14 protein-coding genes are annotated in these 15,414 nt (G+C 60.2%); 9 read left to right on the forward strand and 5 right to left on the reverse strand.

Features of this window, described 5'->3' with window-relative positions; translation table 11 throughout:
• Positions 1-6: 6 nt before the first annotated feature.
• The gene (locus A4R35_RS16480) at positions 7-804 is read right to left on the reverse strand and encodes an SDR family NAD(P)-dependent oxidoreductase (RefSeq protein WP_112431246.1); all 798 of its coding nucleotides are present in this window, start codon (positions 802-804) and stop codon (positions 7-9) included.
• 516 nt (positions 805-1,320) lie between these two features.
• On the opposite strand from A4R35_RS16480, the gene A4R35_RS16485 reads away from it, so the two are divergent.
• Both A4R35_RS16485 and A4R35_RS16490 read left to right on the forward strand, forming a co-directional pair.
• Positions 1,321-1,842: a thiamine pyrophosphate-binding protein gene (locus A4R35_RS16485; protein WP_112431248.1), complete on the forward strand. Its 522-nt coding sequence runs from the start codon at positions 1,321-1,323 to the stop codon at positions 1,840-1,842.
• A 65-nt stretch (positions 1,843-1,907) separates the two neighbouring features.
• A complete protein-coding gene (locus tag A4R35_RS16490; protein WP_112431250.1) occupies positions 1,908-2,483 on the forward strand; it encodes a thiamine pyrophosphate-dependent enzyme in 576 nt (191 codons plus the stop codon).
• Between the two features lie 246 nt (positions 2,484-2,729).
• Here A4R35_RS16490 and A4R35_RS16495 read toward each other — a convergent pair whose 3' ends face one another.
• Positions 2,730-5,084 (reverse strand): xanthine dehydrogenase family protein molybdopterin-binding subunit, encoded by a 2,355-nt coding sequence (locus A4R35_RS16495; RefSeq protein ID WP_223258370.1) that lies wholly within the window; start codon positions 5,082-5,084, stop codon positions 2,730-2,732.
• A 433-nt stretch (positions 5,085-5,517) separates the two neighbouring features.
• On the opposite strand from A4R35_RS16495, the gene A4R35_RS16500 reads away from it, so the two are divergent.
• From A4R35_RS16500 to A4R35_RS16510, 3 genes are all read left to right on the forward strand, one after another.
• Positions 5,518-7,044, forward strand: coding sequence for a gluconokinase (locus A4R35_RS16500; RefSeq protein WP_223258371.1), 1,527 nt, complete (start codon positions 5,518-5,520; stop codon positions 7,042-7,044).
• A gap of 39 nt (positions 7,045-7,083) precedes the next feature.
• Positions 7,084-7,458, forward strand: a complete 375-nt coding sequence (locus A4R35_RS16505) for a DUF488 domain-containing protein (protein ID WP_189361934.1) — start codon at positions 7,084-7,086, stop codon at positions 7,456-7,458.
• A gap of 510 nt (positions 7,459-7,968) precedes the next feature.
• Positions 7,969-8,166, forward strand: coding sequence for a hypothetical protein (locus tag A4R35_RS16510; RefSeq protein ID WP_052890818.1), 198 nt, complete (start codon positions 7,969-7,971; stop codon positions 8,164-8,166).
• 301 nt (positions 8,167-8,467) lie between these two features.
• Here the strand turns inward: A4R35_RS16510 and A4R35_RS16515 are convergent, their stop codons facing one another.
• The gene (locus A4R35_RS16515) at positions 8,468-9,154 is read right to left on the reverse strand and encodes an RNA polymerase sigma factor (RefSeq protein ID WP_112431252.1); all 687 of its coding nucleotides are present in this window, start codon (positions 9,152-9,154) and stop codon (positions 8,468-8,470) included.
• A gap of 525 nt (positions 9,155-9,679) precedes the next feature.
• Between A4R35_RS16515 and A4R35_RS16520 the strand changes: the two genes are divergently transcribed.
• Entirely contained in the window at positions 9,680-10,267 is a 588-nt protein-coding gene (locus tag A4R35_RS16520) for a hypothetical protein (RefSeq protein ID WP_146747243.1), read from the forward strand.
• 132 nt (positions 10,268-10,399) lie between these two features.
• Positions 10,400-10,888, forward strand: a complete 489-nt coding sequence (locus A4R35_RS16525; protein ID WP_112431257.1) for an NUDIX hydrolase — start codon at positions 10,400-10,402, stop codon at positions 10,886-10,888.
• Positions 10,889-11,213: 325 nt separating this feature from the next.
• Here the strand turns inward: A4R35_RS16525 and A4R35_RS16530 are convergent, their stop codons facing one another.
• A complete protein-coding gene (locus tag A4R35_RS16530) occupies positions 11,214-11,714 on the reverse strand; it encodes a hypothetical protein (protein ID WP_112431259.1) in 501 nt (166 codons plus the stop codon).
• A gap of 72 nt (positions 11,715-11,786) precedes the next feature.
• On the opposite strand from A4R35_RS16530, the gene A4R35_RS24345 reads away from it, so the two are divergent.
• Positions 11,787-11,951, forward strand: a complete 165-nt coding sequence (locus tag A4R35_RS24345; RefSeq protein ID WP_189361936.1) for a hypothetical protein — start codon at positions 11,787-11,789, stop codon at positions 11,949-11,951.
• A 269-nt stretch (positions 11,952-12,220) separates the two neighbouring features.
• Positions 12,221-14,908, forward strand: a complete 2,688-nt coding sequence (locus A4R35_RS16535) for a helix-turn-helix domain-containing protein (RefSeq protein ID WP_112431261.1) — start codon at positions 12,221-12,223, stop codon at positions 14,906-14,908.
• A 68-nt stretch (positions 14,909-14,976) separates the two neighbouring features.
• On the opposite strand, the gene A4R35_RS25010 is transcribed toward A4R35_RS16535, so the two are convergent.
• The gene (locus A4R35_RS25010; protein ID WP_262982337.1) at positions 14,977-15,105 is read right to left on the reverse strand and encodes a hypothetical protein; all 129 of its coding nucleotides are present in this window, start codon (positions 15,103-15,105) and stop codon (positions 14,977-14,979) included.
• Positions 15,106-15,414 lie beyond the last annotated feature (309 nt).

The raw sequence follows: 15,414 nt of genomic DNA on the forward strand, positions 1-15,414 counted from the left end.
TCAGTATCAGGACATGACGCCGCCGCCATCAATGTTGATGGCCTGTCCGTTGATGCCCTTGCTGCTATCCAGGGCCAGAAAGACGGCAATGGCGGCCACTTCCTCTGGCTCGATGAGACGGTTCTGAGGACTGCTGCGCGCCAGGCTCTGGCGGGCCTGCTCTTCGCTCATGCCCGTACGGGCCATGATGTTGCTGACACTGGCATCGGTCATGGGCGTGTTGACATAGCTGGGGCAGATGGCGTTGACCGTGATGTTGTAGGGCAGCAGCTCGACGGCGAGGGCGCGAGTCAGGCCAAGGACGCCGTGCTTGGAGGCCGTGTAAGCGGCAATGTAGCGCCCGCCAACGCGCGAGGCGATGGAGGCGATGTTAATAATGCGCCCGTAGCGCTGCTCGACGAGCGTTGGCACAAAGGCTTTGCAGACATAGTAGACCCCAGTCAGATTCACCGCGAGCAAGCGATGCCAGAGTTCGTCGGGGTGGTTGAGGAACTTGTGACTGCCAGCAATGCCGGCGTTGTTAACCAGGATATGGACGCCGCCCAGACCTGTGCGCAGCTCGTTGGCCATACGCTCGACCTGGGCCGGGTCGGTCACGTCGCAGGTCGTAAAGACGCAGCGCCGACCCTGGGCCTCAATCTGGGTTGCGAGCTGCTCAAGTTCGCTGCTGCTGCGTGCGCAGAGGCCCACATCGGCCCCGGCCTCGGCCAGGGCCAGGGCGATGGCGCGCCCGATGCCTTTGCTGGCTCCTGTGACAACGGCTCGCTTGCCGGCCAGTGGAAGGTGCTGCAGTAACTCAGTCATCGTTGGCTGATCCTCTCCTGTCCAATGAGTAGTCGCCGTGACATGCCTCGGTGAGGCAGGCACGCTGGACTGACTGGCTAGGGCTGGTTCGGCTCGCTGAGTAGGCCCCGCTGGCTCGTCAGAGTGGGGGAACCGAACCGAGCGAAAGTGTGGGGAGCCGCCTGCGCTGCGCGTCGTGCATGCTGGCTGTATGAGCTTGAGGAGAGAAGGCCCTGTCAGCCAGTTCCTCCTCTGAGGCGGCGCTCGCGGTTGCTCCTCTTGCAGTATGCCACAGGGAGCGCTGCTTTTCCAGTTGGCGCCTGGCTCTGTTGAAGTGCGGTGCCGCCTGGCGGGTCATGCGCCGATGTTCTATACTAGCCAGAGAGAAAGCGAGAGTTAAAAGCTGCTGCCTCTCTCTGCCCTTCATGCATGCATGTATGCATGAAGGTATCCTATATAGCTGATATAGCTATAGCTGATATAGCTGACAGACTCTCGACTCACTCAGGCTTCGCTGTGAGAGAGGAGGACGGTAAGATGCCAGTCTCTTTGGAGGGGGCGCGCCGCATTTACGAGGCCCTCAAGGCCTGTGATATCAGGCTGGTCTCGGCTTTGCCTGAGACCTGGCTCGTCCCCTTGCTGCGTCTGGTAGAAGCGGATCAGGAGATGCGCCTTGTGCAGGTGGCCAGAGAGGAGGAGTCGATCGGCATTGCGGCAGGGGCCTACTTTGCTGGCCTGCCTTCAATCCATGTGATGCAGAACCACGGCTTCCTGGCGGCCATTAATCCGCTGGTCTCGCTGGCTATGCTGTATAAAATCCCTGTGCTGCTGCTGATCAGCTATCGTGGCTCCTGGGGCGAAAGGGACCCCTGGCAGACGCAGGGAGGGCTGCTTACAGAGCCAGTGCTGCGAGCTTTGACGATCCCCTACTACTGCCTGCGCCGTGAGGATGATCTGACCCGGCGTCTCAAGGAGGCTCAGGCGCTGGCTCTCTCGGCCCTGCATCCGGTGGCGGTCCTGTTGACCCGTGAAGTGCTCTGGGAAGATGAGGAGCCGTAGCCAGTGGTCTTCTCGTGTGTGGATGCTGTTCAAGTCAGATGACGAGCGGAAGGGGAGCAAACAACATGTTGCGTGTGGACGCCCTACGGGAGATTTATCCCGAGCTAGAGCGGCATATTGTGGTCACGATTATGGGGGCGGTCGCCGCTGAGCTGTATGCCCTTGGCCATCGACCCAACTTTTTCTATATGGAGCATTCAATGGGATTGGCCTCGTCCTTGGGTCTGGGCCTGGCCCTTGCCCTGCCGGGGCAGCAGGTGATCGTTCTCGATGGCGATGGCTCGCTGTTGATGAATCTTGGCACTCTCACGACGCTGGCTCGCTATCGGCCCCCGAATTTGCTCCATATTGTCTTTGACAATAGCAGCCTGGTCTCGGTAGGAGGCTTCCCCACAGCGACCGCCAGCGGCACTAATCTGGCAGAGATGGCTCGGGCGGCTGGCGTGCCGCGCGTGCTGGAGGCAGAGACACCTGCCCAGTTCCGCGCGGCGGTGACGCAGGCCCTGGCTCGTCCGGGGATGACAACCCTGGTGGCCAGAGTGGAGGCGAGCGGTCCGGCCTCGTATCGACTCGATCTGGATTTATTGGAAAACCGTTTTCAGTTCAAGCGCTATCTCGACTCGCTGCGCTCTTCCTCCTGACTGACCGATGGCAGACACTCAGGGTACCGGGCCAAGCTCTTTCTTGCTTTGGACGATAGGGGGAGCCAGGCCTTGTCATTGTACGCCTCTGCTGTCTGCCTCATCAGCCACTCCCCATAAAAATGGAATAGCCTGAAAGGGGGCGCGCTCACGTGCCAGCAGTAAGACTGCTGAGCAGCCAGGGGTGGGCGCGCCCCGGTGTGCCCTTGGGCTGTGGTATCGGGTCAGGGTCCGGCAGGGTCCGGCTCAGGTCGACGAGCGTGCCGTCTGCAGCGTGCGCCAGATCTTTTCTGGCGTTAGCGGCATGTCGATCTCCTTGATGCCGAGGGGGGCCAGGGCATCGAGGACAGCGTTCACAATGGCCGGTGGGGCGCCGATAGTGCCCGATTCGCCGATGCCCTTGGCGCCGAGCGGATTATTCGGAGAAGGCGATTCCACAAAATCGCTGGTAAAGGGAGGGAGCATCGTCGCCAGGGGCAGCGCATAGTCCTGTAGAGTTCCGCTAATGAGCTGGCCATGCTCATCGTAGAGTACCTGCTCATAGAGAGCCTGGCCGATGCCCTGAGCCAGGCCGCCGTGTAGCTGGCCCTCTGCCAGTGTATGGTTGAGAATGCGGCCCGCATCGTCGACAGCCACGTAACTCAGCGGGTGCACCTCGCCAGTCTCGGTGTCGATCTCGACGACCGCCATATGGGCGCCGAAGGAGAAGGTGGGACCGGAGGCGAAGTCACGGCGGGCCGCCAGACCCGTGATCGACTGACCGGTCAGAGGGTCGGGAGGTTCTGGCTCAAGCAGAGCGGGCTGTTCCTCGGCCAGGCGCGCCAGCTCTCCCAGCGTCAGAGAGCGTGTTGGCGCCCCCTGGACCATCACGCGTCCGTTCTGAAGCACCAGATCGGCGGGGGCGGCTTCCAGCACGTGCGAGGCCAGGCGCAGGATCTTCTCGCGCACAGCCTGTGCAGCCAGTAGCACTACTGAGCCGCCCATCTGGGTCACGCGGCTGGCAAAGGTTCCGATGCTGAAGGCTGGCAGTCGGCTATCGTTGAGGTGTACCTCAACGTGTTCGGGCGCTATCTGCAGGACCTCGGAGGCGATCTGCGTGAAGGCTGTCACGTGGCCCTGGCCGGTGGAGGAGACGCCGCTTTCGACCACAACGGTGCCGTCGGGCCGAATGCGCACGGTGGCCGCCTCGCGTGGCTGGCTTCCTTCATCGCCAGAGATTTCAGTAAAGGTCGCCAGTCCGATACCGAGCAGGCGCGGATCGCCAGAGGCCCGGCGCTGGCGCTGCCGGGCCCGCCAGCCCTCATAGTCGGCCAGCTCCAGCAGACGGTCAAAGGCAGCCTGATAGTTGCCGCTATCGTAGCGCTGGCCGGTGACGGTCTCGTAAGGGAAGGATTCGGGCGAGATCATGTTGCGCCGTCGCACCTCGACGGGATCAAGGCCCAGCTCGGCGGCGATGCGGTCGATGACGCGCTCGATGATATAGGTCGCCTCGGGGCGGCCTGCGCCGCGGTAGGCCATCGTCGGAACCTTATTGGTGAAGACGCCGATCACTGTGCTCTCGACGGCCTCCACCTGGTAGGCACCGCAGACGAGGCGTGGGGTACGGATCGGAACAAGGGCCGTGATGCCGAGGAGGAAAGCGCCCAGGTCAGCAATGTTGCGCAGGCGCAGGGCCAGCAGCCGCCCATCATCTTGATAGGCTGCCTCCACGTAATTGATCTGACCACGCCCGTGGGTCTGAGCTTGCAGATTCTCGCGCCGTGTTTCGATCCATTTCACCGGACGGCCCAGGCGGTGAGCGAGGGCTGCGCAAACCAGTTCTTCGCCGCCGAGGCGCGTTTTGGCACCGAAGCCGCCGCCACTCATGGCATTGTGCACATGAACATGGCGATGATCCAGACCCAGCGCTTCCGCCAGGACCTGGTGAGCCTGGTAAACCGCCTGCGAGGAGAGCCAGGCGCTCAGCTGGCCCGTCTCTGGATTGTAGTCAAAGAGACAGGCACGGTTCTCTAGCGAGGAAGGGGCCAAACGCTGGTTCTCCAGGCGCAGACGTGTGACATGGCTGGCACGGGCAAAGGCCTCCTCGACGTTGCCGGCCTTCAGCGGCATCTCGAAGGCCACATTGCTGCCAAACTCTGGGTACAGTAATGGGGCATCGGGGGCCAGAGCGGCCTCGGGGTCGCTGACCGCCGGCAGCGGCTCGTAATCGACCTCGACTAGGTCAAGGGCATCGGTGGCAACGGCCAGGCTCTCGGCGACGATGACCGCCACTGGCTCTCCAACGTAGCGTACCCTGTCCTTGGCCAGCGGCTGCTTCTCCGGACGCTTGACGCCAGGCACAGGTACGGCAAAGATCGGCGGCAGCTCTGTCAGATCGGCGGCGCTGAAAGCCGCTACCACGCCCGGCAGGCTACGTGCCTCGTCGAGGCGGATACCCTCGATGATGGCATGGGCATAAGGACTGCGTACGAAAACTGCATGCAGTATGGGCGGGCGTCCGTTCAGCCTGATGTCATCCACAAAGCGTGCACGCCCGGTGATCAGGTCGTAGTCCTCTAGGCGGCGTCGGATTTCTGCCGGCTGCTTCATGGTCATGCTCATGCAAATGATCCTTCTGCGTGATGTTTCTCTGGCCAGAGGTGGAATCCATCCAGGGGCTGTAGTTTATTATAAAATATCAATCCGGTCTCTCCTTAGCAGCAACCTGGCTGAACACTGTCCCTTCTCACTCAGCTCTCCCGCTGGCTGTCTGTCGCCACCCGCTGAGAACAGAGTACTGCATCTTGAAACGTATGATATGATCGAACTGATCCACGGGAAGAACAGGAATCCTGACTAATCTTTCAGCCGTTGCAACGTGTCAGCATAGGGGGCGGCTCCTGTGGAGGTGCCACCACAGGGGGCCGCAAGGGAGGAGCAGCCTTTTGTCCTTCCAGCCTCCTATCTGCTGCACGGAGCAGAGGCAGGAAATGCCTGTCATTATAAATGACGTATTGAGCAAAGAAAGAAGAGCGAGAAAAGGAGCGTAGGAAGCGTGAAAGGTGCCAGATCGAGAGATACGCTGGCCGAGCCGACAGTGCTGGCCATCGATGTGGGGACCTCTTCGGTGCGAGCCATGCTTGTTGATGCGCGGGGCGAAGCGGTACCGGGAACACTGACGCAGTATCGTTATCAGCTCAGCACTTCAGCCGAAGGGGAGGCCACGATCGATGGCGATAGGCTTGTTGAGCTGGTTGCCAGGACGATCGATGGGGTACTGGAGGCCGCTGGAGTGATTGCCCAGACCATTGCCGCGGTGGCGACCGACACCTTCTGGCACAGCCTGATCGCTGTTGATGGCCAGGGGCAGCCTTTGCTGCCGCTCATCACCTGGGAAGACACGCGCGCGCATGCGGCGGCGGCTGAGCTGCGCGCTCTGCTTGACGAGCGGGCTATTCACCGTCGCACGGGGGCTCCGCTGCAAAACAGCTACTGGCCGGCCCGGCTACGCTGGCTGGCGCGAACGCGTCCTGCGCTCCTGCAGGAAAGTGCCCAGTGGCTTTCCTTTGGCGAGTTTCTCCATCGGCGCTTGTTAGGGCACTCGGTCTGCAGCCTCTCGATGGCCTCGGGGACGGGTCTGCTGAATCTGCGGAGCCTCAGTTGGGATGAGGACCTGCTGCAGGCCCTTGCGGTTCGTCGCGAGCAGTTTCCGGCGCTCGGTGATCTGCGCAACGCCTTGCAGGGACTGCGTCCTCTCTATGCTCAGCGCTGGCCGCTGCTGAAAGATGTGCTCTGGTTTCCCGCTGTTGGTGATGGGGCGGCGGCAAACGTTGGTTCGGGCTGTGTGGTGAGTGCGCGCTATGCTCTGACCATTGGTACCTCCAGCGCGCTGCGGGTGACCGTGCCGGCGGACAGCGTTGAGCCGCCGCTTGGTCTCTGGCTCTATTTGCTGGATGCGCGCCGGGCCTTGCTAGGGGGGGCATTGAGTGAGGGTGGCAACCTGTTATCCTGGCTGGCGGAGGTGCTGCGTCTCCCTCCTCTAGACGAAGTGGAGCCGCTGGTCTCAGCTGTGCCGCCTGATAGTCACGGTCTGACCATCTTGCCGTTTCTGGCGGGCGAGCGCAGTCCTGGCTGGCATGCCGAGGCCCGCATGACCATCTCGGGTCTGCATCTGAAGCTGCGCCCGGTGGATCTTCTGCGGGCGGCGATGGAGGCCCTGGCCTACCGCCTGGCCGTTGTCTACCAGCGCCTCAATACTCAGCCGCAACTGCGCGAGGGAGGAGCGCAAATCATTGGCAGTGGGGGCGCGCTCTTGCGCTCGCCAACGCTACAGCAGATCATTGCTGATGTACTGGGTGAGCCTCTCTATCCCTTGCGCGTTCGTGAGGCTGCCGTGCGTGGGGTCGCACTGCTGGCGCTAGAATCGCTGGGACTCGTCCCCGACGTGGCTCAGCTCCCTCCGCCTCTAGCGGCCCCTGTAGTGCCTGATCGCGCACGCGGCGAGCGCTATCGCCAGGCCCTTGCGCGCCAGCAGCAGCTCTACAATCTCCTTCTGGCCGGCGATGGCCAGACCTCACCCTGACGCAGTCCTGAGCTGATGAGAGGAAAGGAGTGCCCTGCCATGTCTGGAGAGGCGCCACTGATTCGCCTCAAGCGCGTCTACGAGGAGGCGATGGAGAGTGATGGAACGCGGGTACTGGTCGAGCGGCTCTGGCCGCGTGGTCTCTCTCGGGAGCGGGCGCGGATCGATCTCTGGCTCAAAGATGTGGCTCCCAGTGATGAGCTGCGCCGCTGGTTTGCCCATGATCCCCAGAAATTTCCCGAGTTTCGTCGGCGCTATGAACAGGAACTGCGCGACCAGGAGACGGCACGTGCCGCGCTGGCCCATCTTCTGGAGCTGGCCCGGCGCGGGCCGCTGACCCTTGTCTACTCGGCACGAGATAGCGAGCATAACAATGCGGTGGTCCTGCGCGACCTCTTAGAGCGTGGCTCATAGGCCCCGAGCTGAGTTGTGCTAGAGGCTAGGCGAATTCCGGCTGCCGGCTGACTGCAGATCCCTGGCCTGATCCGCTGCAGGTGGGCAGTCAAGACCACGGCAGGGCTGCTGCTCACTAGGGTACGAGCAAGTGATTGCAGACTGCCTGGGCTGTGCTCCTCCCTCCACTTCTGCTGTCCTGCTGCCAGTGTAAGACTTTTGTTTTGGGCTCTTCCCCGGCTGGGTGGCGGCTCACGTCCAATAATAATGGATGCTCCTTTTCCTACGGTGCTCTCTAACTCTAATGGAAGGTCTCTCTCGCTTCAGGCGCTGCACCAAAGGAGCAGGCTCTCTGGCGCAGCGCCTGAAGCGAGCACGGTGGCAGCGTCCTTCTCAGAGAGAGGTAGTACTGTTATCCCTCTGACCAGTTAAATGTTGGATTCTGGAATTTCTCTCGGTAGACTCACGAGTGGCGCCAGAGAGAGTGTGGTTGATGCACTGGTGAAGCAACAGCACGAAAGGGAGAAAATTATGAAAATCCAGCAATTCAAGTACCTCCACTGCTCAGAGGATCATGAAGAAGGAATTATTCTGGTTGATCCCGAGACCGAGTCCATTCCGGTCACGGATGAGCGTGGAAACGTACTCTATTATTGCATGGGAGGACAGCACGTATTTTCTTCCGATATGAATGGGCTGATCATGCAGAGCCTCCTGGATGATGAGTAAGTCGCAGATTTATCGATCTACGATAGAACAAGGACAGAGAAAGCCCGTCTCTCACCCATCATAGACGCCACATCATACCCACTTCTGGCCACACAGCCGACGCGCAGGGCTGAGCGCCCGACCCTGCGCGTCTCTTTCTTTCTCTGTCGCGCTTTCATGTCTGAAGCTGCCTGCTTGGCCAGTCAGTACAGCGGGATTGATGAGGCGAAGGGGCTCTGAACCTGAACTGCGTGCCCTGGCCCCAGAGAGCGGTGGGCAGTGATGGTGAAAACGAGCGCTGTGGTAGGCACGCCGGCGCTGCCTAATCGATGCCCAACAGCCAGCGCAGACGCTCGCGGTTGCGGCGCAGGCGGTCGATCAGATTATGATTGAGACGATAGATTTCCTTGATATCGCTAAACTCATCGGAGCAGCGCAGGACGATCTCGCGAGGTTTCAGGCCGCAGTAGTAGAGCAAGTAGGCGAGGCGCCGCTCGCGCTCATGAGGGAGCAGGCTCTGGATCGATTCCCAGGTATAGCTTCTTTCTTCATCGTCGAATTCCTCCTCTTCATTGAGGAGCACTGAGGTCTCTGGTTGAGGCAAGGCGATCTCCTGCCGACGTTGATAGCTGCGCAGTATGTCGATGATGACGCCGTGGAGCGTGGCGTGCAAGTAGCTGAGCACGGCCTTCAGGCTGGGGAATTCGGGGGGATGTTCCTGTACTGCCTGCCAGAAACGGCTGAAGGTCAAAGCGACATAGTTTTCTTCAGAATCATGCTGCAGCGCCTGGCCCATACCTGGGTGGGTGCGCAGCCAGAGGCGAACGGTTTCGCTCAGACATTGCTGCAGCAAGGTCCAGGCCTGGTCGGTCTGCTGCTCAACCGCCCGGCGAAATAGCTCCAGGCAATAGCCTTCATCCCCTGGTTGGTGCCGGCGCGCACGCTGCAATTCCAGGGTGCAGTAGTTGGCCAGCACGGTGAGGTTGAGTTCGCTTAGCGTCTCTTCCATGTTTGTTGTCCCCGCTGTTCTCGCTCAGCAGCCCTATAGTACGATGCATTGCCATAATCAGCAGTCTCTGCTTAGCCGGTTCTGTGGAGTGGAAGGATCTACCGGTAGAATAAGATCTGCATCTATGGATCTTATGACGGAAGATCCATTTCAAAAATACAATAGCTCATCCATTATAGGCATAATAGTGCTCACCCCAGATTTGAAGAAGAGAAGAGTAGAGCGAAGCGGCGCCCCCGGTCCTGCTCTGGTATTTGGTCAGTTAACGACAGAACTTTCTTCGAGAATAACCGAATGTGCAAGAGTTTGTCAAGCGAGGACTGTCTGCAGGAAATAACGCTTTTCTTCTCTGTCAACGCTCTGGGAGAGCCGGGCCTTGGAAAACTATTGTACTTTAGCAGTATTTTGTGGGAAAATTGTATTATGGTTGGAAGTGTGAGGCGTTCCCCGGCCTCGGCCTCGGGAGCGCCGGTCTGGTTCGGTGAGTCTAAGGAAGGAAGGAAGGAAAGAAGGGTGGAAAGAGAGATGCGACGGTGGAACTTGTACCTGGTGCTTCTCTGGTGGGCGACGAGCCTTGTGCTCTTGAGCGGTTGTGGCAGTGCTGCATTGCCGGCCTTGCCTGGATCGGGGAGGGGGACTTCGCCGACGGTGGAGTCGGGCGTGAGGCCGAAGATTGTGGCCTCTGCGCCTGTTGGTGGGGAGGGGCCGACGCCGACCGCGGCTCCGATCTCAGCTCCTCTGGCTTCGCCTACGGCGACAGCGGCGCCGACGAGGCCGGTGCAGGCCTCGATTGTCAGCGTGGCTCTGAGCTTTTATGCCGCTGTCCAGGCCCAGGACTACGCTCGGGCCTATAGTTACCTGGCCAATGATGTTACCATTAATCCCACGGGTGATCGTCCTCAGCCCCTGACCAGGGATCACTTTGTGCAGACGGCGCGCTCGCTGGATGAGACGATGGGCAAGGTCACGGCTTTTTCGGCTGAGGTTGATGCCAATAGTCCTACGATCATTATCATGACGATTTCTCGTAGCAATCTCGCGGCCTATCACTCGCATTTGGTTTTCAAGGATCTGGGTGGGAGTTGGAAGATTGCCTCGCTTGATAGAATCTAAGCCGGGGCGGCGCCGCTGCTGGTGTTCAGCTCTGGCCAGCCGCGGTGGGGTAGGGGTGAAGGGGCTGGCTGGTCGGCTGACTGTCTGATGGGGTGCTGCCCGGATTCTGCCTGCTAGTAAAGGAGCGAGCTGATCTTGTTTCGACCGGTTTTGGCAACGCTCGGCTATATTCTGTCGCCGGATCGCCAGCAGGTGCTGATGATTCAGCGCAACAAGCGTCCTGATGACCTGCATTTTGGCAAGTACAATGGCCTGGGCGGACGGCTGGAGCCGCATGAGGACATTGTAAGCGGGATGCGGCGTGAGATCCGCGAGGAGTCTGGCCTGGAGGCGGAAGAGCTGGTCCTGCGGGGGACGATCTCCTGGCCAGGTTTTGGCAAGAATGGCGAGGATTGGTTTGGCTTTATTTTCCGCATTGAGCGCTGGTCTGGGCAGCCACATGCTGGCAACCATGAAGGGACACTGGTGTGGGTGCCGTTGGCCGAGCTGGAGAGGCTGCCACTCTGGCCTGGCGATCGCTACTTCCTGTCGATGGTTTTCGATGATGATCCGCGGGCTTTTCATGGCTGCATGCCTTATCACAATGGTCAGCCACAGAGCTGGTCGTATGTGCGGGTTTAGGTGAGGGTAGTGGTAGGGTGGTGGTCCGCCGGCGGCTTGGCCTGAAGGAGGTATCTTGTTCCGCCTGCGGCCTGCCCGCTGTAGCGGACCGCCGGTGAGCCAGCCAAGACCAACAGAAGGCTGCTCACCTTCCCCATCGGTCCGGCGGGGGGCCGAACGCGAGGTGAGCAGCCTTCTGCCTCGGGTCGTCGGGGGAGAAGGGAGAAGTATCTGCTCATCGTGGTTGGGGGGCTTCCCCGTCCTCGCCGGTATGTTCTCTTCTCTCCCCGAAGAGGGCCAGCAGATTAGGCTGGCGCTGCTACGGACGTGTGAGTTGGTGGGCCTCTCAGGCGACCGTGCTTGAGGCCGGCGCCGGGGCCGCTTTGAGTATATAGCCAGTCTCTAAGATGGAGACGATGTTAATGCCAAAGATGCGCAGCTTGATGCGCACACGCGAAAGGACGTTGCGAATAGGGCGCGTGGCCTGTTCCCAGGTGCCGTCTTCGAGGGACTTGAGCAGGTTGGCGCGGCAGCGCTCAATGGTGCGCTCGTTGACCTCGCCGTGGTAGAAGTGGGCGAAGAGCACCTCGTACGGACAGTAGTAGGGGTAGGAGTCCAGCAGCGGACGAAGGACGTTCATCTCGTTGTTGGTGAACTGCTGCTGAAGCACCAGCGCTGGTTGTTTGTCGAGATAGGTGAGGCAGGAGAGGGTGCCGAAGGCCGTATTGAGGGCGAGGACGTATCCTTCTGAGAGCACGCCATGCAGCGTGTAGTGCTTGATGTGCTCGCGATCGTGGACAAGTTTACGTGCGACGCGGGCCTCTTCTCGGCAAGCGATCATTTGCATGGCGATTCTCCTTGTTCGTTGCTGCATATGACTGGACAGTACTCCCTGACCGGTAGACGCGCGGATCGGGGCGTGGCGCCGCGGATGCGACGCGGCGATGGCAATCCCTCGCGCTTGTGGCTGGCCAACTACTGGGCCACAGCTGGTGGCCATGATTACGGGTACAATCCGCTCCTGCTCCTGCTGCCTGGCGAGCTGCTAGGAGGCGCCAGAATGCACGAGCGAGTGAGCACGTGACAGGTAAAAGAAGAAGAGCACGCAGGGGGCGAGGTCAATGGTAGGGTCCCTGGGGTGAGACGCGCCGTGGTCCTGCGGCGGGTGGCATTGGCCTCACCTGGCGGCGGGCGCCCCGTCCCTGAAAGGGCGTCCACCGTTTCCCTACGTGTTCTTTACTTTATTATGCCGAGCGACCATGTACATCAGAAAGTACTTATGTTATCATTTCCCTAGACATCTTTATCATTTCGAGGGGTTCTCTTCTTTTGGGCGTCGGGGGAGGCCTGTCCATGAGTAGCAACCGGTCGGTGGAGGAGCCACCGCGGCCCCGCGTGCGTCTCGTGGAGGCTCGCATGAGCCGTGGCTGGTCGCAGCAGGAGGTGGCTGAGCGACTGGGGACGACGCATGTCAATGTGAGCCGTTGGGAGCGCGGGGTAACGAAGCCCAATCCATATTTCCGGCGCAAGTTGTGCCGGCTGTTCGGGTTAACGGAGGAGGAGCTGGATCTGGCGCCCGCTGGGCCTGAGATCCCGGGGCGGGGGGCGCAGGTAGGGGATGGGGTGGCGGTGGAGACGGGTGGTGGTGGAACGGGACGGGGTGAGCAAGATCTGCAACGTGGCCCTGACTCTGGTCCGCTGGGGGATGCCGCGGGTGGGCGTCCGGCTGAGGCGGTTATTGATCCGATGATCCCTCTGCCGCCGCCGGTGCGCCTGGTGGGGCGCGATGCCGAGCTGCGGCGTATTAAGGGGCGTCTTTTTGCCGGTGAGGCGGTGGCGCTGAGTGCCTTGAATGGGTTGCCTGGGGTGGGCAAGACTTCGCTGGCGGTGGCGCTGGCGCATGATCCCGAGGTGCGTGCTTATTTCAAGGATGGGATTCTCTGGGCGGCGCTCGGGCCGCGTCCCAATATGACGGGGTTGTTGAGCCGTTGGGGGGCGTTGCTGGGTTTACCGGCGACGGAGGTGGCTGGGTTGACGAGCCTGGAGGCCTGGGCCAGGGCTTTGCGTACGGCGATCGGGCCGCGGCGGATGTTGCTGGTGATCGATGATGCCTGGCGGATTGAGGAGGCGCTGGCGTTGAAGGTGGGCGGGGCCCAGTGTGCGCATTTGTTGACGACGCGCTTTGCGCATGTGGCGACAGAGTTCGCGGTGGAGGGAGCGGCGGCGATCGCGGAGTTGGGGGAGGAGGATAGTCTGCAGCTCCTACGTTTGTTGGCTCCGACGGCGGTGGATCTGGAGCCGGAGCGCGTGCGGGCTTTGGTGCGGGCGGTCGGCGGTTTGCCGTTGGCGCTGACGTTGATTGGGAATTATTTGCGCAAGGAGAGTTATACGGGGCAGGTGCGGCGTATTCGGACGGCGCTGCAGCGGCTGAGCGATGCGCGGGTGCGCCTGGGGTTGACGGAGCTGCGGGGACCGGTGGAGGTGCATTCGAGCCTGCAGGGGGAGCCGGCGCTGTCGCTGCAGTCGGTGATTGCGGTGTCGGATGAGCAGTTGAGCGCGGCGGCGCGCGCGGCGCTGTACGCGCTCTCGGTTTTTCCGCCGAAGCCAGCGAGTTTTTCTGAGGAGGCGGCTTTAGCGGTGGCGGCCTGCTCGACGGATGAGCTGGATGCGCTGGTGGATGCCGGCTTGCTGGAGAGCAACGGGGGCGATCGCTATCTATTGCATCAGGTGATTGCCGATTATGCGCGGGCGCGCCTGGAGGCCCAGGAGGAGGCGAGGGCGCAGGCCCCTTTTGGGCGCCTGGTGGAGTATGCGATCGCTTATGCTGAGAAGCATCGCACGGACTACGAGTTATTGGATCGAGAGAGCGCGGTGATTGTGGCGGGGCTGGAGGCGGCCTATATGCTGGGACGGCAGGAGGAGCTGGTGCGTGGGGTGGTGACGTTTGCGCCGTTCTTGCTGGTGCGTGCTCTGTATGGTGTGGCCGAGCAATGGCTGCAGCGCGCGCAGACGGCGGCCCAGGCCCTGGGTGATCAGCGCGGGCTGACAGGGGTACTGCTCTACCGTGGGCAGATTGCGCTGCGCCAGGGGGATTATACGAGCGCAGAGAGCTACTATCAGGAGGGGTTGCAGCTGGCCCGCGCCCAGGGCGATCAGGAGCGTATTTGTGCACTGCTGGCGGATTTGGGAATGGTATCGTGGAAGCGCGGGGAGTATGGTCATGCAGAGAGCTATCTGCAGGAAGGTTTGTGGCTGGCCCGCAGCATCGGGAATAGGGAACAATTGTGTGAAGTGCTTGCGACTCTAGGGGCCCTGGCAGCTCGCCAAGGAAACTATGTCCGGGCCGACACCTATCTGCAAGAGGGCTTGCTGTTAGCCCAAGCAATTGGTGATCGAGAGCGTATATGTACACTGTTGTTAAATCTTGGCGCTTCGGCTTCTGAACAAGGAATGTTTATTAGTGCCAAAAAGTATTTTGAACAAGGCTTGTCTATTGCTAAGGATATAGGTCATAGAAGTTTAATGAGCGCTCTATTAAATAATCTAGGTGATATTTGCTTGGGTCAAGAAGACTATAATGAGGCAGAGCACTTCTTTATAGAAGCTTTGCAATTAGCACGTCAAATAGAACATCCAGAGTACATTAGTGCTTTCCTTCTTAACATTGGGCTTGTGGCCCGGAAACGGGGAGATTATCAGCGAGCAGAACTTGCTTTTAAGGAGGGATTGAATATTGCCAGAAATTTAGGAATATCTTATCTTCTTTACGAAGGTCTCTATGAGTATGGAAATCTCTGCCTCTTCCTTAGGCGTTTTGATGATGCAAGGAATGCTTTTGTTGAAATAATTAGTATTGCTCCAAGGGGAGGAATCGATGCTATAGCTCTTGCTAAGTATGGCCTAGCGAGGGTAGAGGCTTCTGAGGGGCATCTTGAGATTGCTCGCCAACTCGCTAATGAAAGCGTCGCGATACTGAAAGCTCTTGGCCACAGAAGTGCCAAGGAGGTACTTGAGTGGTTAAAATCATTAAAGAGTATTTAGAGAAGAGTGGAGGTCCGAAAGGCAAAATACTGGGATTCGGACCTCCTCCTGTCGTTCTTTGGAGAATCCTAACGGGCCCATACGACAATATTCGGGCTTGCCGCGTGTGTCGCCAGCGGTGTAATCGTCAGAGCCAGAGCGACGACGGCCAGCAGGACAACCAGCGGAACGATCCAGCGCAGATTCTTCTTCAGCATTGTAAAACCTCCCCAATCGATAAATAACGGAATCTCGACAGAGTGAGCCGTAGACCCTCGCAGGAACGCGAGGTGAATGGTATGGCAAACAGGCGTACCTAGTGAGTAAGCGAGCTGCGACTGGCCTGCCTGATCCAGGCTCTGGCCAGGGCCGGCGGCGGTGGCGCGCACGGATAGCCCTCCTCGCAGCGTTAGCGGTCAGGCCCTGCCTGGTTCGTCCCACGTCCCAGGCGCTCAGCTTCTCAGCTCTCAGGCACTCGACGCCCTGCTGGAGAAGCCTGCTTGTTGCTCAATGAGTGAGTGAGTGAG

The sequence above is a fragment of the Thermogemmatispora tikiterensis genome (genome assembly GCF_003268475.1).
Classification (GTDB): Bacteria; Chloroflexota; Ktedonobacteria; order Ktedonobacterales; family Ktedonobacteraceae; genus Thermogemmatispora; species Thermogemmatispora tikiterensis.